The organism is Streptococcus sp. SN3 (assembly GCF_030439905.1).
On sequence record NZ_JAQFJF010000009.1, the window covers coordinates 73,093 to 95,368 of the forward strand.

The following is a 22,276-nucleotide window of genomic DNA, read 5'->3' on the forward strand; positions in this document are numbered from 1 at the left end:
TAAGACTTCAAGCTCTGTACTTCGTCCAGTCGCAGCTTTGCGGCAGATTGCGATTTCCAACCACAGTAGAGCTGGCTGCTCTATCTGCATAGAGCTTATCAGACTTCTGCCTGTTACATTGCCAGTGAGCTAGTTGCAGATTCTCAATTGATGATGGATGACCACCTTTTGATACTGGAACCACATGATCTATCACAGGACTTAGTGGGTGAGGGTACTTCAATGACTTATCCACCGGATGACCACAGATGCCGCAAGTGTTCTGAGTTTTGAGAATCACTCTTTTATTTTTTTCAAAAACCGTTCGATGGGGACCCTGACGATCCGGACGGATATTGTTCATAGCGGACCTCTAACTAATAAGAGGGGAGTACTTTTTAGCACCTCCCCTCGGTATTTTTTGATATTACAATAATATCACGTTGAAACTGTCATGCACTGTCAATCGCTGTCATTACTATTTTTTACTGTCATTTACTGTCACGGCATCAAGTTCTCTAGTAGCCACGCGCAGCAATCGAAAATAGGTACTCTCACTGCAATTCAACTCATCCATAACCTGCCAACGTGTCATCTTATCGATGTAGACCAAGCTTAGTATCGCTTGACTATCCGTATTCTCCAGGGAATCAATTAATCCCTGCAGTTCTCTCTGCTTTCTGATTGCTTCAGCTGTCTTTTGCTCAATCTCTTCCTTTGCAGTCAACAGTTCAATATAGATATCATCCTGCTTACGCTTGATACCTCCAGACACTTTATCTGCAGAGAATTTTGCGCTAGATAAAAGTGAAGCTTCGATTTTATCTCTACGTCTAATCAAGCTCGCAATATATAAATCTAGGTTTCTCAAATCTTTCAAAATAGCCTTTGCCTTCACTTTTAGCTCCTTTGTGATATAATATAAGTATAGTTGTTACAAGGAGTCAGCAAAGCGCTGGCTTTTTTTAATACTGATTTAAAATTACTACGACTTCTATATTATTTTATTCATATTTTTTGCATAAAATCAGAATGCAACACTGTGACATTTACTTTCAAAACTTTTATTTTATATAAAACAAGAATGGCTCTATAATAGGCTTTGTAGCTATTCTTATTTTTATATACTCTTTTTATTTAATAATAATGTCACAGATACTATTTAATTGTCTATAAAGTCAGTCATATCAAGTGCTAGATGGTGTGACATTTCATTTTTTTAAAATTTGCGAGAAAATCGACCTCAAACCTTGATACACTTGACCTCAAAGGGTGTGACATTATAAATGTCACAGTAATGTCACATAATGTCACGGATAGCTGTTTTTGTGACATTACAAGCTGAAAGTGTGACATTAACTTTTTTGCATATTTTTACGAAAATATCCTCTAAATTGACTACCATTTGTTCTACGAACTCCATATTCCCAATCACCATCATTATCCATCATCAACTTGATTTTCTTGGCCAACTTGCTGCCTCTTGCTGTATCTACATCAAAGACATTCTTTAAAATGTCCCTAGTAGAGACGGCTTCCTGCAGCACCACTCCGTGGACTGGATTACCGACCTCATCACGATAGATTTGATTATTGAAATAAGAGTAGGTGAATTGATGCCGCTGCACCATAGACATATCCGACCAGTTGGACGGAACCAACATATCCAGATATTCATAGATTTGCTCTTCTTCCTCGTCCTTGTAAGCAAACTGCTCTTTATAGACTTTTAGATCCTGCTCAACCTCTTCATCGAAAGTCAGACTAAAGCCTTTTTTGTATAGAGCCACAGCCTCTCCCCAAAGTTGAAGAACATCCTCATCCGTCATATCAAATGGCCGCATAAATTGATTATCTGCATGAACCAATACTGGTAGAAATCGACGTTCACCGGTTTTGTCCCGTAAATATTCAATTTCGTTACTGGTTCTGGCAATCACGAAGTTTTTTGGAAATTTCTCCGATCTCCGGCCGTATGCTTTCCGAAAGCGCAAGTCTGTCTTCGTGACAAAAGCTTTTAATTCCGCAAAAGTAGTCTTTCTTGACGCAATCATCTCGTCGTCATTAACGATTAAGGACTTAAGCATAATCTCATAATTATCCTTGTCAAAGAAATCTTTAACAGAATCTGTGTACCAGTCCATTCCTATCTTTTGCAAAAAAGTAGTCTTACCGGTTCCTTGACCGCCAACCAGATCAAGCACGTAGTCGAATTTAACACCAGGAGTAAAAACCTTGGCCACTGCGCCAACGAAAAACATTGTCGCTATTCTTGAAACATTGATGTCATCTTCTGCACCTAGCCAAGTTTGAAAAACCTGGTTCAATCGCTCCTTATGGTCCCATTGCTGATAAGCACGTTCCATATATTCTGAAACTGGATTATAGGATTTTTCTGCAAAGAATGTTGCAATCCCGTCTGATAAGGCTTGACGTTTAAAGACAACCCCAAAATGATTCTCAAGATAAACACTAAGCACCGCTTCAAAATTCCCAGGTAATTCACCTTTTGGAAGTTCGACATTATCAAGCTTGATGTCGGCCACAATCTCGTGTTCTTGAGAAAAGGAATTATGCCTTAAAAAGTCATTGAGGCGCGTGTCACTCTTGAGAGCTAGCAGCACATTTCGCGGACTGTCTGAGACGATTACATCAATTTCTTCTTTCTCGCCCTGGTCATTGACAATCTTTTTCTTCGTCCGCTTAAATTGAGCCATGGACATTTTTAAAATCTCACCAATGATACTCACCTCCTCATATCTTTATCAATCATACTCATCACCGTCCGCTCAAGTTCTTTATCAGGTAGCGGATCCAGACTGTTATTGTTTGCTATCTGAGCCAACTGCAGAACAAACTCTGCTTCTACATGCCTAGACAGCAAACCGCCCGTGAATTTGGCCAAGGTATCGTTTCTGGTTCCCTCACCACCAAATCCAATCGCAATCATTTCAAATAGCTCTGTTGTTCTATTGCGTTTTCTGTTTGAATAATTTTGATAGCGTAACTGATCCAGGTCATTGACCTTGTTCTTTTTTAAGTATTCCGATTTGATAGCCATGACCAGCGCCCTGCTGGCCGTGACCATCGTGCCGCCCTCTTTTGATTTATCAATGTCCCATTCATATTTCCCTTTTTTTGTTTTCGATGGAGCGACTAACACATAGTTATTAGGATGAGCTTTGACATCTACACCAGGAAGAAAACCAATCATCTGGGTCATGGACACATCAGGATGTTTAAAATAAAAAATATGTTTACCGCCACTTGCAGTCTTAGCCTGCAAAGTCGGAGTTATCAAGTTCAGATGTTCCCAATTCTTTAAAGATTCAAAGCCATTATGCTTACCGTGTAAATCAATGTCGATGACAAAAAACTTATCTGTCCGAACTGCAATATTAGCATCAGGATACTGCGACCAGAAATCCTCTATTTCCTGTTCTGTCAAGGCTGGCTTATCTGCAAAAGCAATCATCGGTTTCTTGCTAGTTGGACTAATAGGAATAACCGAAAATCCCTTTTTCTGATAAGCTAAGGCATGTTCTTTCATTCCCATCTAGTACCTCCTATTAGAATGGCAGATCATCATCCGATATATCCATCGGATTGCTATTGTTATTTTGTTGATTGCGACTTTCCAAAATTTGGAAGTTTTCTGCAACAACTTCGGTGACATAGACGCGCTGACCTTGCTGATTTTCATAGTTACGCGTCTGAATTCGACCAGTAATTCCGATAAGAGCTCCTTTTTTGGCCCAATTTGCAAGGTTTTCTGCCTGTTGGCGCCATATAATACAATTAATGAAATCTGCTTCTCGTTCACCATTTTGACTTTTAAAATTACGATTAACTGCAAGAGTAAAACTAGCTACTGCCGTATTACTCTGAGTCATACGCAATTCTGCATCACGGGTCATGCGACCCACAAGTACAACGTTATTTATCATTTATTCAATTCCTTTCACTTTTTTCGTTTCGTCAATCAACTGTTGAGCGGCCTTCAACTGACCAACTGGTATCTGTTCGATTTTCTCAACTCCCATCAGACCAACGAACCATTTTCCAATTGTAATAACTGGTGCATTAGTTGATTCTGCAATATATTTGATATCCTCACGCAACTTCTTAGCCTGAGCGCCTGTGATGAATTTCTTATCATTAGTTGGCTTTTTAGCACTTTCATTTGATTTAGCCGCTGACTTACTTGCCGCTTTGTTTGTAGATTTTTGATCTGTCTGTTCAGCGTATTCATCTGTGTCAGGATCCTTGTTGTCGTCAATAGCAAATAAACCATTCAAAGCGTACTTACGCGCATAGCTGGATGCTGTACCTGTTATTTGGCTGCCGTCCATCCCTTTTTTTGTTTCTTCTTCACGCGCTAATGCTTTAGATCCGATAGCCTCACCTTCAGCGTAGAGTGTGACAGAAGCCTCAACATAATGGCGCCCCTCGATATAGACGATGTCATCACTCATAGTGATTGCCGCCTTATGCTTTTTTAAAATCGGTTTTAGAGCTTCTAGGATATCCTCTGCACTTCGATAATTGTATTTTCCGAAAGAGTTATATTGACCCTTTGGAGCAACCAACTCACTTTGGATTGACTGCAATACTCCAAATATTTTTCCCATGTTAACTCCTTTTAGTCAAACAACCCTCTCAAAAAATCACGAGTAAGCTTATCAGGCTGCTTTTCAATCTCTCGAACCTCGCTGCCATTTGGATAAGTTAATTCATATGTAGCTTTAACCTTGACAACTTCACAACCAAACATTTTAGCCATGCTTTTGAATTGCATTTTGTCTTCTTCGTATTTTTCGAGAGACATGAACAAAGCATTTTGAAGATTATCCGTGTATTCTGCTTCGTAGGCTAATGTTCCGCGATCCTTAAACAATTTTAAGAAAGACCCTGTTTCTTTTCTACGCAATACAATAAATTCTTGATTAGTTTTCATTTTGATTCTCCTTAAATTTGATAACCTTCTGGGTATTTTGTAGCAAGCGGTCTGTAGTTAGATTCTGCTTTCTTTCCACATTTCTCGCATTCCATATTTGGGACCACGTTATTATGATAGTTTGCGTCATCATATCCGCCATCTATTTTCGTAAAGCCACAATGTTCACACTCATATTCTGCTGTGAAATCTCTTCGGTATTGACTGATAATTTTTTTAATTCGCATTCGTTTCTCCTTAAAAATAAAATTCTATGACTCTCACGTCATGTTGTTGGCGGCTGCCTGTTACCCGCCAAAGTAACTGCCTATAATCATCATAATCTCCATCAGACGGGCTGACTGGATCTAAGACTACAATCGTTTTAAACTTATGCTGCAAGCCGTCCACACCTACACCCAATACTTGGCTAGTGGCCACAACATTGGTCTGTTCCAGAGAATCTTTCTTGTCCCCGGTCCAGATTCCAATTTCTGGATGGCGTTCTCGGATAATCTCTACAATCTGCTTAGACTTGCTAACTATCAACATTTCTGTCTTGCTAGCTAACAGGAGGTCCAACTGGAGCAGCATAGGCGTGTCTTGATTGACCGCTTTAAGCTTTGGGAAATCCACTTCAAAGCCTGTCTGTGTGAGGTACCTTTCAAAAGTCTTTCGGCCAAATGTCTGTTTTGCCATGGCGTACTTGCCATCTTTTCCGACAATGTTCAGCTTTCTAAACTGTTCCAATTCTTCCGGATTAGCAGTCAAGCACCAGACAGGCTCAAAGATGACCTCAAAGCCATTGTTTTCAGTCGCGCCCTCAATTTCCTCAATCTCTTCCCAGCGGAAAAAATTTGGTAGATTAGAGACATATCGCTCATAGTTTCGGAAGTCCTTCCACTTCTCTTTTGAGTAGGAAAAACGGTCGTATTCCATTTCTCCGTGCGCTTTTTGCCAATCAAATTTATTATTTGGCGTAGCCCCGCCAAATACCGTTTTTTCCAAAGGATAGAAATTCTGACCCTTTTTTCTGATAGGTGTGGCCGATAGTCCGATTGTATAACTGCGTTTGATTTTTTTGTACATCTTATAGTTGGCATCACTCGACATGTTCTGCCACTCGTCAATGATAAGCACATCGCAATCAAGCTTCTCACCTTTTTTAACTCGATTCTGCAGCGTTCTATCTGTCACAATGTCAAATTCGACATCGCTATCAAATCCAACAACTTTGATTGCTTCCGCCCAGCCGGTCAAAATAGCCAGTCGATTATTTGTGATGATAATTTTCTTAGCTTTCTTGTGTTTAGCAATAACCAGGGCACAGATGGTTTTTCCTTTGCCACCTAAAGCTTCCAGAAAAATTCCATTAGTGAGCAGGTCGCTTCTTCGAACGGCCTCAGCCTGCCATTTTCTCAGTTGCAATTCTGCCAATGTCCTTGATCACCTCCTCAATGTCATTCCTTATGGCCCAAAACAATCCAAGTCTAGCAGCGGCCCTGACATCCTGATGGTGACTCTTATCAAATGTCCAAAGCCCCAAAGCTTTTAGTAAGTCATTTGGTATATCTGCCTGATAACCTGCATTCCTCTGTAAAATCAGATCAGGATAGCACAACTCAATAGCTTCAATGGTCTCAACTACCGAGTTGTCTCTGGAATAATCATTATCTCTTACCTCGAATTTCTCAACCACTACTGTATCCACTTCGAGAGTACGGCCAATTTCTTTGAACCAGGTCTTAAAGTTTTGAGCACCGAACGGCACTACCCAATAGTCGACCAATCTTGCATTATCCAGGAGCACAATTCCAGTTGTACTGCTTTCAATTCGATTGCTTGAGGGGTCAATTGATAAAATCTTCATGCTGTCACCTTCTCAGAAAGCACGCCATCAAATAGAGCTGTCTCAAACCAATTCTGTTTATTAGCTTTCGCAAAGGCAAACAGTGTTTTCAATTCTTTATGCTGCTTGTCTTTTATTTTTAGCTCTTCTTCATTTGTAAATTCAGGCTTCTCACAATCGACCGCTTGAATGATCATCTTGTACTCTGGCTTAAATACTTTCTTGCCAAGCCACGTATCCAGTTGAACTTCATCTATTTTTTGAAACCCAATTTTGATATCAAAAGGGAAATTTTCAGTTACATTAACAATGATTTCCCGGTGACCAATCACGACAGAAATATTTTCGGTAATTCTAGTTTTGTTAATCAATCCCATCAGCGAATCCTCAAACTTCTATTTTCCTGCAGCTCTGCACCCTTAATTTTTTTACCTTCTTTCAGCAACTCGTAAAGTCCTTTTTTATCGGGCGTTACCGTAACTTTTTTATTCCAGTATTTCTTAGGCAGCAGAGCTTCATCCACCTTGACACTAGCCTTAGAATTTTGAATTGCAATGGTAAACAATGATGACTTGATTCTCTCATTGCCGGTCACTTCCATGGCCGTCTGCAGATTGTCTTTGAGTATGCCGATTTTATTCTGCAAACTCTTCTTCCGATCTTGTAGCCGTTTGATTTCTTCATCAATTCCCGGAATGTCTGCTTCTAAATTTTTGATAACTTTGACATAGCCTTCTGCCTTGTTGACAAAGTCCTCTTCCCAGTCCATACCTTCCAAAGTATCTTGCTTTGTTTGTTCGTCAATATCCATTTCATAAATAGTCAGATATTGACCTGTTAATTCATATAGTGTACTCATTTTGTTACCTCTTTCATTAAGCTGCTTCCATTCGACTTCTAATATTCATCAAGAGACCTTTCAAATTGCATTTCTCAGTCTCTGATAAGTTGCACTTATCAATAAATATTGCGATAAGCTCAAAGGCTTTTTGTAAGCTTTTCTTTTTGTTAAACATTTTTACACTCCTAATTGTTTTTCACGTTTAATGTTTTCCAGCATCTCTGCCAGTGTTTCTTTTTTGGGTCTGTATCGGTTGCGAGATTTCCACTTAACAAACAGGCGAAATCCTTCGTAATTGACAAAGACGATTCTGTGAGTTGGGTTGTCAATGAATTGTCTGAAGTCTGGATGTTCTCTCATTTCTGCCGCCCAACCTTTAGCAGTTCCGACTGTCAACCCTTCCCATATTTGGCAAAGGTGTGCATAGTCACCATATGTTGCTTTTTCAGACTGATTGGCAGGTCTGTAAACTATTTCTGCTTTTGGCATAGTAAATTGTTCCTTTCTGTGTTATAATTAAGTTAGTTATTTTTGTAAGCGACTGATTTTTCAGTTGCTTTTTTTGTTATAATCGACTTATTTTGAGTTTAATTTGTTAAACATTCGTTTCAAAAAAAATCTTTTACATGTTTATTAAAAACTCCGGCTAATTTTTGAAGTGTTCGAAGTTTAACAGTTGAAAACTGACCTGATTCTATCAAATGTATTGTTGTTCGAGAAACATTTGACTTCTCTGCAAGTTCCTCTTGAGACATTTTTTCTGCCTCACGCCATTTTTTTAAACGTTCTCCTTGCACCATTCCTCACCTCCTTTTGTAGTTATGATATAATAAAAATAAAATATTCGAGGTTAAAAATGAAATTAAAACCTGATTGCATACGTGATATTCTACTTATTGTCGAAAAACACGCTACATATTCAAATGATGTTGAACAGGAAATTGTTTTTCAAGAATTAGAGAATAAATATAATCATGAAGAAATCCTGTATCATGTTCGCCAATGTGAAGCAAGCGGACTCTTCTTACAGGTACAACACTTTTTCGGTGGTTTCTCAATTATAGATTTATCTCCAGCCGGCCATCAATTTATTAACGATATTAGACAAGATACTAACTGGAACAAAATTAAAGAAATCGCAAAGAACGTTGGTTCTACTTCTCTTGATGTCTTAAAAGAAATATCTGTTCAGGTTATTTCAAATCTTATATCAAACCAATTTAGCAAGTAATTTGATATAAACCTCGGCATAGCCTTTCTCGGCTGTGCTTTTTATTTTAATAGCTTGCACGCCATTTATTTTTTGATTATTTATACGAATAGAGTTTTCTCGTATAGCGATGGTATCCATATCCTCACCTCCTTTCAAATTTGGTATAATAGAATAAAAACGATTGGAGAAAATCTATGTTTGTAGAAATTCAAATAAGTAACTATGCCAGACAAGATGTTGTAATAGAGAATTCCTGCCCTAATTGCCGAAAACCAATCATCCCAGATGTTGTAAGCAAAGGGAGCAGTGAAAAATCTGTAGGAAAAAGTAATATTTTCATAACATTGCAGTGTCCAGGTTGCGAACATTTCTGGGTAGAAGAGTTTTCTGCCACTCTTGACGGTACAAACCATTACAATCTAACACATGTTGAAGTTAAACCTGAATTGCCTAGTGATATCCCAATGCCAGAAGATATTGACATCATTTCGCCTATCGGAAAAGATATTTACCTACAAGCCCTAAAAGCTGAAAACGAGAAGCTTGACCATATTGCAGGCATTGGCTATCGTAAAGCTTTAGAATTTTTTGTTAAAGATTTTGTTATTTTGACAAACATGGATGATAAAGCCAAGATTGAAAGAATGCAACTCAAGCAAGTCATAGATACATATATTGATGATGAAGAATTGAAGACAGTTGCTCTAGCTTCAACATACATTGGCAACGACGAAGGTCACTACTTCCGAAAAAATCCAGATAAGGATATTTATGACTTAAAAAACTATTTACATGGCTTCATTTTCTACCTTGGTAAGAAACTTACTTTTCTTGATGCTCAAGAGCTTGTGAATCGCTCAAAGAAATCTTAGAATCAATTTCTTCTACTTTCCCAGCAATATACGTTACAGTCCTCAGTATTTCATTGAGGGCCGTTCTTTCTAATTCATTCATTTTCTTCTCCTTATCTAAATTCATCTAGGCTGACGTCTAATGCGTCAGCTATTTTTTGCATGTTGTCAAAGTAAATGCGTTTTGTACGACCAACCTTTAAATTGATGAGTACATTCTGGTCAATTTCAGCTTTTTTACTGACAGCATACATCGTCATTCCTTTGCGATCCATGACAGCCTTTATTTTTTCCCACATGTTACTCCTCCTACCATATATTGTATTTTTGTTTAAAAACATTGCAATAATATACCATATATTGACAATTTGCTATATTTATTTTATAATATATCCATGATTAACGATTAAGCTAACTTTAACTACCATTTAAACTTTTTTTGTTAATCAAATAATTAAGAAAGGAGAAAAGCTATGGATCTTAATCAATTTCAAGACTTCCTTCCTCTTGTTACGGGATTTCTAGGAGGCGCTACTTCTGCCGGTGTGTTTGCAGGTCCTATTCAAACATTGCAAGATTGGTGGTATATCAATTATGGTCACAACGTTTCTACTCAAGCAGCCTTGTTGAAAGCTAACCGTGAAGCAAGTGTAGAAAAATTGAAAAACGATATCTTGCAAGAAGTGGCAACTATACCTCCAGAAAATGTTCAAGAGCCATCTATTAAGATATTAGGCCCAGCACTTGAAGCGTCCAGATACTATATTGAAGAAGAGGAATTGAGAAATATGTTTTCAAAAATTATCTCTTCTTCATTCGATAATAGAAAGAACGGTATGATTCACTCGTCATTTGTGGAAGTAATCAAACAGCTAGATGTACTAGATGCACAAATATTACAATTTCTCAACGAAAGTAATTACAGTAAATTTGCAGCATCCCCAGCTATGAAGATGTTCCTACAGGACGAACAAGGAATAAAAACTCTTTTTCCTTTAATTTTTCTCACTGAAGAACTGTTTGATCTTCATCGCAATGCAGCTGCAATTATCAACCTAGAACGACTTGGTATTATATCAATAAAAGATACTCAACATCTAACAGATGAAACTGAATATTATTTTATAGAAAAACACCCAATCATAATTCATCTACTTGAGCATAATCCAGGTTTCGAATTAGGTAAACTCTGTTTTATAATTACTGAATTCGGTCAAAACTTTATTGATGTTTGTGTTGTGTAAGAGAGGTTAATAGTATTTTCATTTGTTCCTTAAACCAAACATCACTGTCGTGGATATGTTTTTCAAGCAATACCGATGTATTGTGAATATGCCATTTCATCATTATGAACGAAATGGTGATTGAAGATAATATGGATACAATCAGTATTTCCATCCTTTTCCTCCTCTCTACCAAAAATTTTTGACTAAGGTAATGACCTAAAAAATCAAATTCCAAATCACAATAGTGATTATTACACCAATAGCGACCAGTCCGCCGACTGTCCAAAGTTTATCTTTATCCATTGCTTTTCACCACACATTATGCTAGAATGACGGTGTAAGAGTTGGGGCTTGCGCCCCGTTCTTACTACTCCTTCGGCGTGACTCTTATTTAAATAAGAGTTGGAGTATAACTGCGATAAGCGCTATTATCGCTGCTATTACCGTAGCTCTTGGCTGTGTCAGCCAAGGGTCTTTTTTCTTGCGCCGGCGCTTTAGCATAATGATTTTTCCTTTCGTTTTATTTGCTTATCTCTAAGCTTGATTATAGTTTAACACGTTAAACATAATTTGTCAAGTGTGTTAAACAAAAAATATTTACTTTTTTTATTTTTAAGTGTATAATAGATTAAACAACATATAGAAAGGGGTTTTTTAATGAAATTAGGAGAATTACTAAAATCATACAGATCAGAACATAAGTTATCTATGGATGCTTTTTGCGAATTATCTGATTTAACAAAAGGGTATATTTCTATGCTTGAAAAAAATGAGCATCCGAAGTCAAAAAAACCTATTGTTCCATCTTATGAAACGATAGAAAAAATTGCTAAAGGCATGCAAATTTCTGCAGAAGATTTGATTGATATGCTTGATGACGATCAAGAAATTCAAATCAATGCTACTCCCCCTGTTCTTTCAAAATCTGAAATCCAACAAATCTACGACCAGCTCCACCAGCCGCGTCAAGAAAAAGTATTGACATTTGCTGACAAGCAGCTCAAAGAGCAGAAAAATGAAAATTCAAATAAAGCAGAAGTCACCGATCCTCTCGCCGAATACCATGTATTCGAGAAATTATCTGCAGGAAATGGTTACAACTACATGGAAGATCGTAACTACGATGTCGTATTCTATAACAAAGATATAGACCACGACTTTGCTTCTTGGGTCTATGGAGATTCCATGGAACCTAAATTCCTTGACGGATCTGTCGCCCTTATTAAAGATACTGGTTGGGACTATGATGGTGCCATCTATGCTGTTGATTGGGATGGCCAGAGTTACATAAAAAAAGTCTACAAAGAAAAAGACGGTCTAAGGCTCGTCTCACTAAATGACAAATACGATGATAAGTTTGCTAAGTGGGAGGAAGAGCCACGGATTATCGGTAAGGTGGTTGGCAATTTTATGCCGGTAGAAAGATAAAGAAGTGTTTTATGAAAATAGGAATGAGAACTCCTAGTTTAAAAAGAAGCTTAAAAGCTAGGACTACATCAAAGTGGAAGCGCCAAATAAAAAAAGCGGTGATTCCAGGATATGGACAAAAAGGAATAGGCTGGATTAAAAACCCTAAAAAAGCAATGTATAACAAAGTATATCGCAAAACAACTTTTGGATTATCGGACATTGTAAAATCTTCAAAAGAGAAAAGTTCAGCTAAAGTTAAGAAAAAAGCTATCCGACAATCAAAAGACTACACAGCAAAAGACTATAAACAGGCTGGTATTGTAATGATTATTTTAGGTCTACTATTGATGTTTGTGATACCAGTTTTAGGGATATTCTTTTTGATTCTTGGTATCATTTCATTTGGTGTTGCCACCCTATTTTCTAAAAAATATTCAAGGAGTAAATAAATGGGATTTTTTGACAAAGCAAAAGAAGAAGGATCTTTCTCTTCCGCTTCAGGTATTGAGAATCTTCATTACGTCGTATTACAGGTAACTTTAAAAGAAAAATTTATTGGAACTGGTTCAGGAAATTTAACAGAGTTAGAAAATGTAATCAATAAACAAGCCAAAAAAGGTTATCGTCTACATACCATTGCTACTAGCAATGGCGGAAGTAAAGGACTAGGTGGTGGTGATAGAATTCAAGCTACTATGGTTTTTGAAAAAATTTATTAAATAAAAAAGCCCCACGCTCTCAAAGTTTGGCGACTCTGAGCGTGAGGCAAAAACGATTGTATAAGAAACAACCATTCAAAAGGTCGTTTTCTTGTACCCATTTTACCAAAATATAGGAGAAAAAACAATGTGGGTAGAACAACACAAAAGCGGAAAAGTAAATTTTGTTGAAAGATACCGTGACCCTTATACCAACAAATGGAAAAGAACGTCTATACTCATGGAGAAAGACACCCCCAGAATACGAAAAGAAGCCCAAAAGATACTTGATACTAAGATAACTAACCTTTTGAATAACCTAAAAACGTCAGAAATGCTCTTTACAGCTCTTTTAAACCAGTGGTGGGGATTTTATCAACAAGAGATAAAACGGTCATCTATCGCTTCGTTAAGGGGGAATATCAGGGAAATAAGAGAGTCTTTTGGACTGAATGTAAAAGTGGTCAATATTGATCCCAAATATGTCCAAACTTACCTAGACAATCTCGACTGCTCCAGAAACAAGAAAGAACGTCACAAATCTATGCTCAACCTTGCTTTTGATTACGCTGTTGATCTGAATATTATTAAAGATAATCCGTCTCGGCGGGCCAAGCTCCCGCGAATAAAGAAAACTTTGGAAGATTGGAAGAAAATTGAAGAAAAATATCTTGAAGAGGATGAAATCCAACCGCTTCTTAAAGAGTTATATCGACGCCCCAACACTTACCGTTTAGGGTTACTGTCTGAGTTCATGAGCCTAAATGGCTGCCGTATTGGTGAGGCGGTCAGTATCGAACCAACAAATTATGATTTTGAAACCAGGGCTCTACAGTTGCACGGGACCTATGACCACACAGAGGGCTACCGTAACGGTGAAAAGACAACTCCTAAAACTCTTGCTTCCTACCGAGAAACAATCATGACCAACCGGGAAATGGAAATCCTCAAAGAAATAGAGTTCATGAATGAACTGGAAAAAAATACCAATCTACGATATAGAGACATGGGCTACCTTTTCACAACTAAAAACGGAGTTCCCATTCAAACTAACTCTTTCAACCTAGCTCTTAAAGCTGCCAACAAGCGATTGGAAAAACCGATTCAGAAAAATCTTACCAGCCACATCTTCCGTCATACTCTAGTCAGCCGTCTGGCTGAAAACAATGTCCCGCTTAAAGCTATTATGGATCGTGTCGGTCACGCTGATTCAAAGACAACTGTTCAAATTTACACCCACATCACCAAGAAAATGAAGTCAAATGTGGCTGACATCATGGAAAACTATTAATTTTACGCCCCAAAAATGCCCCAAAACACAAGAAAAGCCTATTGCACAACACCGAAACGTTGATACAATAGGCTTTTTATCGTTGAATTATTTAACAGCGTCTTTAAGAGCTTTACCTGCTTTGAATGCTGGCACTTTAGAAGCTGCGATTGTGATTTCTTTACCAGTTTGTGGGTTACGACCTTTACGAGCTGCACGTTCACGAACTTCAAAGTTACCAAAACCGATCAATTGAACTTTTTCACCAGCTGAAAGGAATTCAGTTACTGCTGCGAATACCGCATCAACTGCTGCTGCTGAATCTTTCTTAGTCAATTCTGTAGCTTCTGCTACTTTTGCAATCAAATCTTGTTTGTTAGCCATTTAACAAATCCTCCAAAATATTTTATGAATTAGTAGTCACTAACTCTAACAAGTATTATCATATCTAAAAAATGTTATTAGGTCAAGCACAAAACGAACTTTTTTCAATTTTTCCAAAAATATCAAACTTATTCATAGCGAACGAGGATTGCCCACGCATTTTCACCTGTATGTGTTTGAATAATAGAACCAGTCTCCAAAACAGAAATCGTTTTTCCCACACACGGTTGCAAAATCTGTTTCATTTCGTTCGCCAATTCGGCAGTTCCTGCATACGAAATTCCAATCTCTGTTACTTTTTTATCCTTCAGACTTACAGCCAAATCATTGACCCATTTTTTAAAAGTTTTTACGCCCCGCCCCTTTACAATTGGTTGTAGTTCATGCTGTTTCATCTGCATTACCACTCGAATATTCAGAAGCGAGCTGAGAAGTCCTGTTACACGACCAATGCGACCTCCTTTTACAAGATTTTCAAGAGTTGATACACCGATATAAAGTTCCGTTTTTTCACGCACTTCTTCAATTTTTGCCAAAATATCTTCTAAATCAGCACCTGCCTTGGCTAATTTGGCAGCTTCTACCACTTGAAACTTCAAAGCTTGATCTGTAAAAGAGCTATCAATGACTGTGACATCGACGTTTGATAAAGTGGCACCTTGACGGGCGGCTTCAACTGTTCCAGATAAAGCATGGGACATATGAATTGAAATGATTTTATCAGCATGTTCACCCAATCGTTCAAAAACCTCTGCAAAGACGCCGACGGGCGGTTGACTTGTTTTAGGAAGATTTTTACTGGACTGCATCAAGCGAAGAAATTCTCCTTCTTTCAGATCAGCATCGGAATAAACAACACCATCTACCATTACAGACAAAGGGACGATTGTAATCTCTAAATCCTCTACAATTTGCGGTTCAATCGTAATAGATGAATCCGTTACAATTTTGATTTTTGTCATGTTTTTCCTACTTTATAAATTTTATCTATTTAATTCATTATATCAAAAAAATAACTTTTTGTGGAATAATTTTTCTGAATAAAATATGTAAAAGATGTGTATAGCTCTTTATTGTTCTCAATAGACAGAATTATTAAATTTTCAGAAAATAATTGACACTCTAATGTTTTTTTGTTAGCCTATTCTTGTATCTTAATTTAAAGTAAATTTTAGAGAAAGAGGGAATAGTTGATAAATGAAACAGACAAAATTTTTAGGAATTCTTTGTCTTATACTGGCTTTCATTTCAATTATGGTTGGTGCTAGCAGTTTTTCTTGGCATAAACTACTCAGTGGTGAGACTAACACTTGGCTATTATTTTTAGAGTCGCGCTTACCAAGGACTATTAGTATCATTTTAGCAGGATCTAGCATGAGTATTGCGGGACTTCTGATGCAAACTGTTACACAGAATCATTTTGCGGCGCCTAGTACAATTGGAACAGTAAATGCTGCAAAGTTCGGTATGCTTCTCAGCCTCTTCTTCTTTCCAACGGCGAATTTGGCTCAAAAAATGCTCTTCGCCTTTGTCTCTTCTATTTTTTTTACGATTATTTTTATTAGATTTATCAGAAAATTATCATTTAAGGAAAAATGGTTACTGCCACTTGTCGGAATTATTTATAGTGGTGTCATTAGTGCAGCTGCTGAAATTCTTGCCTATCGTTTTGATCTAGTGCAAAGTATGACATCGTGGACGCAAGGATCTTTTGCAATGATTCAGACACATCAATATGAGTGGCTTTTTTTAAGTTTTGTTATTCTGATTGCTGTCTGGCGGTTGTCTGCTACTTTTACAATTATGAATCTAGGAGAAGATGCTAGCCATAATCTAGGGATATCTTTTTATCAAATGGAAGGATTGAGCCTATTTCTCATTGCTCTCACAACCAGTGTGACAATGATTACAGTGGGCTCGCTTCCTTTCATAGGCGTGATTATACCAAATATTGTGCGAAAATTTTATGGAGATCATATCACGCGCATCAAAAGTATTACTGCCCTGACGGGAGCAGGCTTAATTTTAATCTGTGATATTATGTCACGTATGGTGATCCGTCCCTACGAAATCTCAGTTAGTTTGATTCTGGGAATTTTTGGAAGTTTAACATTCATTTATCTTTTATGGCGAGGTGCCACTCATGAATAAAATGAAAATCCAAACAAAAGGGCTCATCATCTTACTACTCTTTGTAGCTGTAGTAGCTATATTTTTCTACCTGATGCCAACGGAGTATCCTTTGACAGGCTTTATCATAAAACTGCGATCGCAAAAGTTATTGGCCTATCTAATCATTGCAGTTGCTGCTAGTTTTTCAACAATCAGTTTCCAAACGATTACTGAAAATCGATTTTTAACACCAAGTATCCTAGGCCTGGATGCTCTCTACGTACTCATGCAGACTGTCTATCTATTTTTTGCCAATCAGTTTATTGGAAAGATATCAAATCCCTTGTTTGAGTTTATTATCATTTTGAGTATTCAATGTGGATTTTTCCTTTGTTTGCAGCCTATGATTAAAAAACTGTTACAACAAGGTTTTGTGTTCATTTTACTCATCTGTATGGCATTAGGGATACTATTTAGAAGTACAAGTACCTTTCTGCAAGTGTTGATGGATCCTAACGAATACGATAAGCTTCAAACAAAACTATTTCCTTCATTTCAACGAATGAATATGGAAATTGTTCTGATTGCTACTGTCATCATCGGACTAGTTAGTCTATATGTACTGAAAAAGAATGCTGTGCTCAATGTCTTCCGTTTAGATAAAAAGACAGCTATGATTTTAGGCATAGAGGTAGAAAAAGAGCAAAAAAAACTGCTATGGGCTATTGTTTTACTGACTTCGTCAACGACTGCTTTAGCTGGACCCATGATGTTTTTTGGCTTTATGATGTCTAATCTAGCCTATCTACTCATCAAAGAATACCAGCATAAATGGCTCTTTTTAGTGGCCAGTTTACTCGGCTTTATCTTTCTAATCAGCGGACAACTGCTGGTAGAGCGAATCTTTCAACTACAAATTAATGTCAGCATGGTCATCGAGTTAGTAGGAGGTTCTTTCTTCTTCTATCTCTTAGCAAAGGAGGCAAAACGTTAAATGCAATTAGAAAACATTAGCAAATCATTTGGGGAAGAGTTAGTCTTAGACGACATTCGTTTAAGAATTTCTCCCAGTAAATTCACCGCCTTTATCGGACCAAACGGTGCTGGAAAATCTACTCTTCTCTCTATCATGAGTCGCTTACTCAAAAAAGATCAGGGGTTTCTCAGTATCAAAGGAAAAGAAATTGAAGCTTGGAATTCTAGAGAATTAGCTAAAGAGCTAACAATTTTAAAGCAAAAAATCAACTATCAATCGAAATTAACTGTTGAAGAACTAGTTTCATTTGGGCGCTTTCCATATAGCCAAGATCACTTAACAAAAGATGATGTTCAACAAGTGGAGCAAGCCTTGATTTATCTGAATATCCTTGACTTGCGAAATCGCTTTATTGATACACTTTCAGGAGGGCAATTGCAACGTGTCTTTATTGCCATGGTTTTGGCACAGGATACAGATTTTATTCTTTTGGATGAGCCACTGAATAATCTGGATATTAAGCAAAGTATTGCCATGATGAAAATCTTGCGTTCACTTGTGGATGATCTGGGAAAAACGATTATTATTGTCATTCACGATATCAATATCGCTAGTCAATATGTGGATGAGATTGTCGCCTTTAAAGATGGGAAACTCTTTTGTCAAGGTACGACGGAACAAATCATGAAAAAAGAAACTTTAGATTCATTGTACGAAATGGACATAACCCTTGGTGAAATCAACGGGAAAAAAATCTGTGTATATCTATAATTTAAATTTGGAGGATTTCTGATGAAACAGAATACAAAAAAACTATTGTTATCTATCCTTACAGCTTTTGCTGTTGTATTTTTAGCAGCTTGTGGCGCTCATAATAAACAAAACACAAAGACAAATACCTCATCTTCTGCAAGTGAAGTCTCTATTAAATCAGCAGCAGGGGAGACTAAAGTTCCAATCAATCCTAAAAAAATTGTTACGTTTGACCTTGGTGCAGCCGATACCATTCGGGCTCTAGGAAAGGAAAGTAGTCTCGCTGGGATTCCAAAGAAAACCTTGCCTGCTTACTTGAAAAATCTTTCAAAAAACATCAAAAATGTTGGCACCATGAAAGAACCTGATATGGAAGCAATCGCCGCCTTGAAACCAGATTTAATCATTGCTTCTCCACGTACAGCACAGTATGTTAAGAAATTTAAAGAAATTGCTCCTACTGTCCTTTTTAAAGCAGATAATAAAGATTATTGGGGGTCTACTAAACAAAATATCCTCTCCCTGGCAAGTATCTTTGGAGAAGATGGAACAAAAAAAGCTAAAAGCGAACTAGCTGCATTAGATAAAGAGATTGAAAGTGTTGCAAGTGCAAATGAAAAGTCAACTAAAAAAGCCTTAACGCTTATGCTGAACGAGGGCGCAATGTCAGCATTTGGTGCGAAATCACGTTTTGCATTTCTTTATAGCACCCTGAAATTCAAAGCCACTGATGCCAAAATTAAAGACTCTCGGCACGGTCAAGAGGTCAGTTTCGAAAGTGTCAAACAAATTAACCCAGACATTATTTTCTCTCTCAACCGAACTCTTGCTATCGGTGGCGATAATTCAGTGAATAAAGATTTATTGAATAATTCACTAATTCAAGAAACAAATGCTGCTAAAAAGAAAGCGATTGTTAATTTAACATCGGATCTTTGGTACCTTAGCGGTGGTGGTCTCGAGTCTACTAAATTAATGATTAAAGATGTCAAAAATATAGCTGGAAAATAAACAAAAAGAGTTGAAAGAAAACTTACTTGAAAAGTTCTTTCAACTCTTTTGTTGTACAACATTCAGTTATCTTCAGCCACCAATGTATGATTTTTGACGAAATAATGTTCTAAAATGCCCTCGTCTCCGAATAAAACTCCATGGAGAACCCCACCATAGACAGCTCCACCATCCATACCAATTTTTTGATCCTGCGTTCTCCAAAGGTGACTTGTCCCAGGTCTCTCAGAAAAGAGATAAAAAGTTGGGGTATGACCAAATACGATTGTCTTTCCGGTTTGATTGTATCCCTGATGAAAGGGTTCACGCAACCAAACCTTTTGATAATCACTAGTTTGGTGCCAATCTTTCAAATCTAAATCAATACCGGCATGCACAAAAATATACTGTTCTGTTTCAACAAAGAAGGGCATCTGACGGATGAAAGTCACGAGATCTGGTGCCTCTTCTAACACGCGCTTAGCATCTTCCACTCCATCAACAGGAGTATCTAAAGATCGTCTTAAAATGGAATTGATTGTCGTATCTCCACCATTACGGCGATAATGTTCATATCCTCTCTCGGGATTATCTAACCAAGTTAGAAACATATACTCATGATTTCCAGAAATGCAAATTGCTCCTTGCTTTACAACAAGGTTCTTCACACACTCTAAAACTGCTCTACTATCCTCACCACGATCAATCAAATCTCCTAAAAAAATGAGCTGGCTTTTTCCATCCCATTTTTTGAGTAGCGTTTCTAGCATATTTGCCTTTCCATGTACATCTCCAATTACAAAATAATTTGTCATGGTTTTCCTCCTGATAAAAGAAGAGATTGAAACGCAAGCCTCCAACTTCAAAGCCTCTTGTATAGTAAACAACTGGTGCAGAAACGAACTACTCAAAGTACTACTTTGAAGTTACAGATAAAACTTGCGAAGTAAGTCACTCTTCCAAATTTGGAAGAGTGCTTTTGACGAAAACTTCGTTTTATTCAATTGCTGACTTAGCAGCCTTCTAGATACTTAAGCAACTTTGTAGGAATTAGATTATACAAATATCCGGGGTCATTATACCAGAACTTTGGCATAACGAAGGAGACGAACAACGTCAACCCATTCACTGTTTCAATAGTTCTCTAGCCTGCGTGAGAGCTGCTTCAGTCACATTTTCACCCGCTAACATTTTAGCAATCTCTTCGATACGCTCTTCATCAGACAACAAGCGAACTGTTGAAACTGTTGAATATTCATCTGATATTTTCTCGATGAAAAATTGATAATCTGCAATGGCAATCACTTGTGGTAGGTGCGAGATGGCAAGAACTTGTCCATTGGAGCCAATTTTATGAATTTTCTGAGCAATAGCTTGCGCAACACGTCCAGATACGCCTGTGTCTACTTCATCAAAAACAATGCTTGTCTTGCCTTCTTTACGAGAAAAAGCAGACTTGATTGCCAACATCAAACGTGACAATTCACCACCGGAGGCAATCTTAACGAGCGGTTTGTAATCTTCGCCCGGATTAGTTGAAATGTAAAATTCAACATGCTCATTTCCCTCGCGGCTAAACTTTCCTTTGGTAAATTGAACTCGAAAATTCGCCTTTTCCATATAGAGATCTTTTAATTCTTGCTGAATCTCTGCTTCCAATTGCTGGGCTAATTCGTGCCGTTCCTGACTCAGACGACCTGCTAGAGAGACCAAATCTTTCTCTAGCTTTCTCAGCTCTTGATCCAAATCATTTGATGAGAGATTCTTTCCAGTCAAAAGCGCATATTCTTTAGAAATTTGCTCTAAATAAGCTAACACATCATCCACATGCCCACCGTATTTACGAGTAATGCTATAAATCAGATCTAGACGCCTTTCAACTTCTAAGAGACGATCACCATCAAAATCCATGTTATCTAGAATGTCTTCCAAACGCTTTGTTGCGTCTTCCAGTACATAGTAAGACTCAGCAAGATTAGCCGCAATTTCTTTGTAAGTAACATCGTACTCTTCGATAGCTTCCATATCATTCATGGCAGCTCGAATATTAGATAAACTCGAAAACTCCTCATTATCCAGCATAGCGTAGGTATTTGTCAAAGTGTCTGCAATCTGCTTATGGTTGAGTAATTTATCGCGTTCTTGGTTTAATGCCAAATCTTCGCCAGCTCTTAAATTGGCCGCCTCAATCTCTGCAATCTGATATTCCAGCATATCAATCCGCGCCTTATTTTCTTCTTGATTCTTCTGAATCGTTATAACTTGCTTACGCAACTGACGATACTGATCAAAAGTTTGCTGATAATCCGCTTTGAGTTTAAAAAATACTTCATCTCCAAACTCGTCCAACATGGAAATATGAAGCTGCGGTCGCATCAACTCTTCTTGGTCGTGCTGACCGTGAATATCCACCAAATGCTGTCCAACCGATCGCAAAACGGATAAATTGACCATTTGACCATTAATACGGCTGATACTGCGACCGTTTTGGAAAATTTCTCGCCGAATAATCAACTCATCTGTCATATCAAGCCCCTGCTGCTCAAAGATTTCAACCAAAGCTTTACTCTGTTCAATCGCAAACAGTCCTTCAATCTCAGCTTTTGGTGCGCCATGACGAATCACATCTGTTGTTGCTCGGCTTCCCAACATCATATTCATAGCATCAATGATAATAGACTTCCCAGCACCCGTTTCACCTGTCAAAACGGTCATGCCTTGCTCAAAATTGAGAGAAACCTCTTCAATAATTGCAAAATTTTTAATGGAAATTTCAAGTAACATAGGC

The 22,276-nt window shown here is 37.7% G+C and carries 32 protein-coding genes; 11 read left to right on the top strand and 21 right to left on the bottom strand.

Features of this window, described 5'->3' with window-relative positions; all coding sequences use genetic code 11:
- Positions 1-7: 7 nt before the first annotated feature.
- The 15 genes from PCY71_RS13135 to PCY71_RS13205 form a co-directional block, all read right to left on the bottom strand.
- Positions 8-343: an HNH endonuclease signature motif containing protein gene (locus PCY71_RS13135; protein WP_301412727.1), complete on the bottom strand. Its 336-nt coding sequence runs from the start codon at positions 341-343 to the stop codon at positions 8-10.
- 114 nt (positions 344-457) lie between these two features.
- Entirely contained in the window at positions 458-877 is a 420-nt protein-coding gene (locus tag PCY71_RS13140) for a DUF1492 domain-containing protein (protein ID WP_301412728.1), read from the bottom strand.
- 457 nt (positions 878-1,334) lie between these two features.
- Positions 1,335-2,729, bottom strand: a complete 1,395-nt coding sequence (locus PCY71_RS13145; protein ID WP_301412729.1) for a virulence-associated E family protein — start codon at positions 2,727-2,729, stop codon at positions 1,335-1,337.
- Positions 2,726-3,535 (bottom strand): bifunctional DNA primase/polymerase, encoded by an 810-nt coding sequence (locus PCY71_RS13150; protein ID WP_301412730.1) that lies wholly within the window; start codon positions 3,533-3,535, stop codon positions 2,726-2,728. The genes PCY71_RS13145 and PCY71_RS13150 overlap by 4 nt, the downstream gene beginning before the upstream one ends.
- A 13-nt stretch (positions 3,536-3,548) precedes the next feature.
- A complete protein-coding gene (gene ssb, locus PCY71_RS13155) occupies positions 3,549-3,926 on the bottom strand; it encodes a single-stranded DNA-binding protein (RefSeq protein WP_134970835.1) in 378 nt (125 codons plus the stop codon).
- The gene (locus PCY71_RS13160) at positions 3,927-4,610 is read right to left on the bottom strand and encodes an ERF family protein (protein WP_301412731.1); all 684 of its coding nucleotides are present in this window, start codon (positions 4,608-4,610) and stop codon (positions 3,927-3,929) included.
- Positions 4,611-4,621: 11 nt separating this feature from the next.
- Positions 4,622-4,936: a hypothetical protein gene (locus tag PCY71_RS13165; protein WP_106079283.1), complete on the bottom strand. Its 315-nt coding sequence runs from the start codon at positions 4,934-4,936 to the stop codon at positions 4,622-4,624.
- 11 nt (positions 4,937-4,947) lie between these two features.
- The gene (locus PCY71_RS13170) at positions 4,948-5,163 is read right to left on the bottom strand and encodes a hypothetical protein (protein ID WP_106079282.1); all 216 of its coding nucleotides are present in this window, start codon (positions 5,161-5,163) and stop codon (positions 4,948-4,950) included.
- A gap of 10 nt (positions 5,164-5,173) precedes the next feature.
- Entirely contained in the window at positions 5,174-6,352 is a 1,179-nt protein-coding gene (locus PCY71_RS13175) for a DEAD/DEAH box helicase family protein (RefSeq protein ID WP_301412732.1), read from the bottom strand.
- The gene (locus tag PCY71_RS13180) at positions 6,318-6,785 is read right to left on the bottom strand and encodes a hypothetical protein (RefSeq protein WP_301412733.1); all 468 of its coding nucleotides are present in this window, start codon (positions 6,783-6,785) and stop codon (positions 6,318-6,320) included. The genes PCY71_RS13175 and PCY71_RS13180 overlap by 35 nt, the downstream gene beginning before the upstream one ends.
- Complete coding sequence (locus PCY71_RS13185) at positions 6,782-7,141, bottom strand: hypothetical protein (RefSeq protein WP_301412734.1); 360 nt, start codon at positions 7,139-7,141, stop codon at positions 6,782-6,784. The genes PCY71_RS13180 and PCY71_RS13185 overlap by 4 nt, the downstream gene beginning before the upstream one ends.
- Positions 7,141-7,623: a siphovirus Gp157 family protein gene (locus tag PCY71_RS13190; RefSeq protein ID WP_301412735.1), complete on the bottom strand. Its 483-nt coding sequence runs from the start codon at positions 7,621-7,623 to the stop codon at positions 7,141-7,143. The genes PCY71_RS13185 and PCY71_RS13190 overlap by 1 nt, the downstream gene beginning before the upstream one ends.
- 16 nt (positions 7,624-7,639) lie before the next feature.
- A complete protein-coding gene (locus PCY71_RS13195) occupies positions 7,640-7,780 on the bottom strand; it encodes a hypothetical protein (protein WP_301412736.1) in 141 nt (46 codons plus the stop codon).
- 2 nt (positions 7,781-7,782) lie between these two features.
- The gene (locus PCY71_RS13200; RefSeq protein WP_106382452.1) at positions 7,783-8,094 is read right to left on the bottom strand and encodes an excisionase; all 312 of its coding nucleotides are present in this window, start codon (positions 8,092-8,094) and stop codon (positions 7,783-7,785) included.
- A 119-nt stretch (positions 8,095-8,213) separates the two neighbouring features.
- Positions 8,214-8,405 carry a helix-turn-helix domain-containing protein gene (locus PCY71_RS13205; RefSeq protein WP_235499510.1) on the bottom strand — a complete coding sequence of 64 codons (192 nt, stop codon included), beginning with the start codon at positions 8,403-8,405 and terminating at the stop codon, positions 8,214-8,216.
- A 56-nt stretch (positions 8,406-8,461) separates the two neighbouring features.
- On the opposite strand from PCY71_RS13205, the gene PCY71_RS13210 reads away from it, so the two are divergent.
- Positions 8,462-8,836: a DUF2513 domain-containing protein gene (locus PCY71_RS13210; RefSeq protein ID WP_301412737.1), complete on the top strand. Its 375-nt coding sequence runs from the start codon at positions 8,462-8,464 to the stop codon at positions 8,834-8,836.
- On the opposite strand, the gene PCY71_RS13215 is transcribed toward PCY71_RS13210, so the two are convergent.
- Entirely contained in the window at positions 8,816-8,956 is a 141-nt protein-coding gene (locus PCY71_RS13215; RefSeq protein WP_164503725.1) for a hypothetical protein, read from the bottom strand. The genes PCY71_RS13210 and PCY71_RS13215 overlap by 21 nt on opposite strands.
- A 56-nt stretch (positions 8,957-9,012) precedes the next feature.
- On the opposite strand from PCY71_RS13215, the gene PCY71_RS13220 reads away from it, so the two are divergent.
- A complete protein-coding gene (locus PCY71_RS13220; RefSeq protein WP_144210101.1) occupies positions 9,013-9,690 on the top strand; it encodes a DUF4145 domain-containing protein in 678 nt (225 codons plus the stop codon).
- Positions 9,691-9,782: 92 nt separating this feature from the next.
- On the opposite strand, the gene PCY71_RS13225 is transcribed toward PCY71_RS13220, so the two are convergent.
- Complete coding sequence (locus tag PCY71_RS13225) at positions 9,783-9,968, bottom strand: helix-turn-helix transcriptional regulator (protein WP_301412738.1); 186 nt, start codon at positions 9,966-9,968, stop codon at positions 9,783-9,785.
- A gap of 174 nt (positions 9,969-10,142) precedes the next feature.
- On the opposite strand from PCY71_RS13225, the gene PCY71_RS13230 reads away from it, so the two are divergent.
- The 5 genes from PCY71_RS13230 to PCY71_RS13250 all read left to right on the top strand — a co-directional run bounded on the left by PCY71_RS13230 (position 10,143) and on the right by PCY71_RS13250 (position 14,294).
- A complete protein-coding gene (locus tag PCY71_RS13230) occupies positions 10,143-10,913 on the top strand; it encodes a DUF4393 domain-containing protein (protein ID WP_301412739.1) in 771 nt (256 codons plus the stop codon).
- Positions 10,914-11,552: 639 nt separating this feature from the next.
- On the top strand, positions 11,553-12,323 hold the full coding sequence (locus PCY71_RS13235; protein ID WP_301412740.1) for a LexA family transcriptional regulator: 771 nt from the start codon (positions 11,553-11,555) through the stop codon (positions 12,321-12,323).
- An 11-nt stretch (positions 12,324-12,334) separates the two neighbouring features.
- The gene (locus PCY71_RS13240; RefSeq protein WP_106382448.1) at positions 12,335-12,754 is read left to right on the top strand and encodes a hypothetical protein; all 420 of its coding nucleotides are present in this window, start codon (positions 12,335-12,337) and stop codon (positions 12,752-12,754) included.
- Positions 12,755-13,024: a DUF4177 domain-containing protein gene (locus PCY71_RS13245; protein WP_070811611.1), complete on the top strand. Its 270-nt coding sequence runs from the start codon at positions 12,755-12,757 to the stop codon at positions 13,022-13,024.
- A 127-nt stretch (positions 13,025-13,151) separates the two neighbouring features.
- Positions 13,152-14,294: a tyrosine-type recombinase/integrase gene (locus PCY71_RS13250; protein WP_301412741.1), complete on the top strand. Its 1,143-nt coding sequence runs from the start codon at positions 13,152-13,154 to the stop codon at positions 14,292-14,294.
- Between the two features lie 87 nt (positions 14,295-14,381).
- Here PCY71_RS13250 and PCY71_RS13255 read toward each other — a convergent pair whose 3' ends face one another.
- Positions 14,382-14,657 (bottom strand): HU family DNA-binding protein, encoded by a 276-nt coding sequence (locus PCY71_RS13255; protein ID WP_003036014.1) that lies wholly within the window; start codon positions 14,655-14,657, stop codon positions 14,382-14,384.
- Between the two features lie 128 nt (positions 14,658-14,785).
- Complete coding sequence (locus tag PCY71_RS13260; protein ID WP_301412742.1) at positions 14,786-15,619, bottom strand: DegV family protein; 834 nt, start codon at positions 15,617-15,619, stop codon at positions 14,786-14,788.
- A 235-nt stretch (positions 15,620-15,854) separates the two neighbouring features.
- On the opposite strand from PCY71_RS13260, the gene PCY71_RS13265 reads away from it, so the two are divergent.
- The 4 genes from PCY71_RS13265 to PCY71_RS13280 are packed head-to-tail and all read left to right on the top strand — an operon-like array spanning position 15,855 to position 19,509.
- The gene (locus PCY71_RS13265; protein WP_006269745.1) at positions 15,855-16,808 is read left to right on the top strand and encodes an ABC transporter permease; all 954 of its coding nucleotides are present in this window, start codon (positions 15,855-15,857) and stop codon (positions 16,806-16,808) included.
- A complete protein-coding gene (locus PCY71_RS13270) occupies positions 16,801-17,763 on the top strand; it encodes an iron chelate uptake ABC transporter family permease subunit (protein ID WP_301412743.1) in 963 nt (320 codons plus the stop codon). Before PCY71_RS13265 ends, PCY71_RS13270 begins: the two co-directional genes overlap by 8 nt.
- Positions 17,764-18,516 (top strand): ABC transporter ATP-binding protein, encoded by a 753-nt coding sequence (locus PCY71_RS13275; protein WP_006268271.1) that lies wholly within the window; start codon positions 17,764-17,766, stop codon positions 18,514-18,516. It abuts the gene before it with no gap.
- Positions 18,517-18,537: 21 nt separating this feature from the next.
- The gene (locus PCY71_RS13280) at positions 18,538-19,509 is read left to right on the top strand and encodes a siderophore ABC transporter substrate-binding protein (RefSeq protein ID WP_003068226.1); all 972 of its coding nucleotides are present in this window, start codon (positions 18,538-18,540) and stop codon (positions 19,507-19,509) included.
- A 62-nt stretch (positions 19,510-19,571) separates the two neighbouring features.
- On the opposite strand, the gene PCY71_RS13285 is transcribed toward PCY71_RS13280, so the two are convergent.
- Both PCY71_RS13285 and recN read right to left on the bottom strand, forming a co-directional pair.
- Positions 19,572-20,303, bottom strand: a complete 732-nt coding sequence (locus PCY71_RS13285; RefSeq protein ID WP_301412744.1) for a metallophosphoesterase — start codon at positions 20,301-20,303, stop codon at positions 19,572-19,574.
- A 310-nt stretch (positions 20,304-20,613) separates the two neighbouring features.
- Entirely contained in the window at positions 20,614-22,272 is a 1,659-nt protein-coding gene (gene recN / locus PCY71_RS13290; RefSeq protein ID WP_301412745.1) for a DNA repair protein RecN, read from the bottom strand.
- Between the last annotated feature and the right edge of the window lie 4 nt (positions 22,273-22,276).

Bases quoted from the DNA above. Each gene is read 5' to 3' on its own strand.
- PCY71_RS13135 (WP_301412727.1), bottom strand. From the start codon at position 343: ATGAACAATATCCGTCCGGATCGTCAGGGTCCCCATCGAACGGTTTTT.
- PCY71_RS13150 (WP_301412730.1), bottom strand. From the start codon at position 3,535: ATGGGAATGAAAGAACATGCCTTAGCTTATCAGAAAAAGGGATTTTCG.
- ssb (WP_134970835.1), bottom strand. From the start codon at position 3,926: ATGATAAATAACGTTGTACTTGTGGGTCGCATGACCCGTGATGCAGAA.
- PCY71_RS13160 (WP_301412731.1), bottom strand. From the start codon at position 4,610: ATGGGAAAAATATTTGGAGTATTGCAGTCAATCCAAAGTGAGTTGGTT.
- PCY71_RS13165 (WP_106079283.1), bottom strand. From the start codon at position 4,936: ATGAAAACTAATCAAGAATTTATTGTATTGCGTAGAAAAGAAACAGGG.
- PCY71_RS13170 (WP_106079282.1), bottom strand. From the start codon at position 5,163: ATGCGAATTAAAAAAATTATCAGTCAATACCGAAGAGATTTCACAGCA.
- PCY71_RS13180 (WP_301412733.1), bottom strand. From the start codon at position 6,785: ATGAAGATTTTATCAATTGACCCCTCAAGCAATCGAATTGAAAGCAGT.
- PCY71_RS13185 (WP_301412734.1), bottom strand. From the start codon at position 7,141: ATGGGATTGATTAACAAAACTAGAATTACCGAAAATATTTCTGTCGTG.
- PCY71_RS13190 (WP_301412735.1), bottom strand. From the start codon at position 7,623: ATGAGTACACTATATGAATTAACAGGTCAATATCTGACTATTTATGAA.
- PCY71_RS13195 (WP_301412736.1), bottom strand. From the start codon at position 7,780: ATGTTTAACAAAAAGAAAAGCTTACAAAAAGCCTTTGAGCTTATCGCA.
- PCY71_RS13200 (WP_106382452.1), bottom strand. From the start codon at position 8,094: ATGCCAAAAGCAGAAATAGTTTACAGACCTGCCAATCAGTCTGAAAAA.
- PCY71_RS13205 (WP_235499510.1), bottom strand. From the start codon at position 8,405: ATGGTGCAAGGAGAACGTTTAAAAAAATGGCGTGAGGCAGAAAAAATG.
- PCY71_RS13210 (WP_301412737.1), top strand. From the start codon at position 8,462: ATGAAATTAAAACCTGATTGCATACGTGATATTCTACTTATTGTCGAA.
- PCY71_RS13215 (WP_164503725.1), bottom strand. From the start codon at position 8,956: ATGGATACCATCGCTATACGAGAAAACTCTATTCGTATAAATAATCAA.
- PCY71_RS13220 (WP_144210101.1), top strand. From the start codon at position 9,013: ATGTTTGTAGAAATTCAAATAAGTAACTATGCCAGACAAGATGTTGTA.
- PCY71_RS13225 (WP_301412738.1), bottom strand. From the start codon at position 9,968: ATGTGGGAAAAAATAAAGGCTGTCATGGATCGCAAAGGAATGACGATG.
- PCY71_RS13230 (WP_301412739.1), top strand. From the start codon at position 10,143: ATGGATCTTAATCAATTTCAAGACTTCCTTCCTCTTGTTACGGGATTT.
- PCY71_RS13235 (WP_301412740.1), top strand. From the start codon at position 11,553: ATGAAATTAGGAGAATTACTAAAATCATACAGATCAGAACATAAGTTA.
- PCY71_RS13240 (WP_106382448.1), top strand. From the start codon at position 12,335: ATGAAAATAGGAATGAGAACTCCTAGTTTAAAAAGAAGCTTAAAAGCT.
- PCY71_RS13245 (WP_070811611.1), top strand. From the start codon at position 12,755: ATGGGATTTTTTGACAAAGCAAAAGAAGAAGGATCTTTCTCTTCCGCT.
- PCY71_RS13250 (WP_301412741.1), top strand. From the start codon at position 13,152: ATGTGGGTAGAACAACACAAAAGCGGAAAAGTAAATTTTGTTGAAAGA.
- PCY71_RS13255 (WP_003036014.1), bottom strand. From the start codon at position 14,657: ATGGCTAACAAACAAGATTTGATTGCAAAAGTAGCAGAAGCTACAGAA.
- PCY71_RS13260 (WP_301412742.1), bottom strand. From the start codon at position 15,619: ATGACAAAAATCAAAATTGTAACGGATTCATCTATTACGATTGAACCG.
- PCY71_RS13265 (WP_006269745.1), top strand. From the start codon at position 15,855: ATGAAACAGACAAAATTTTTAGGAATTCTTTGTCTTATACTGGCTTTC.
- PCY71_RS13270 (WP_301412743.1), top strand. From the start codon at position 16,801: ATGAATAAAATGAAAATCCAAACAAAAGGGCTCATCATCTTACTACTC.
- PCY71_RS13275 (WP_006268271.1), top strand. From the start codon at position 17,764: ATGCAATTAGAAAACATTAGCAAATCATTTGGGGAAGAGTTAGTCTTA.
- PCY71_RS13280 (WP_003068226.1), top strand. From the start codon at position 18,538: ATGAAACAGAATACAAAAAAACTATTGTTATCTATCCTTACAGCTTTT.
- PCY71_RS13285 (WP_301412744.1), bottom strand. From the start codon at position 20,303: ATGACAAATTATTTTGTAATTGGAGATGTACATGGAAAGGCAAATATG.
- recN (WP_301412745.1), bottom strand. From the start codon at position 22,272: ATGTTACTTGAAATTTCCATTAAAAATTTTGCAATTATTGAAGAGGTT.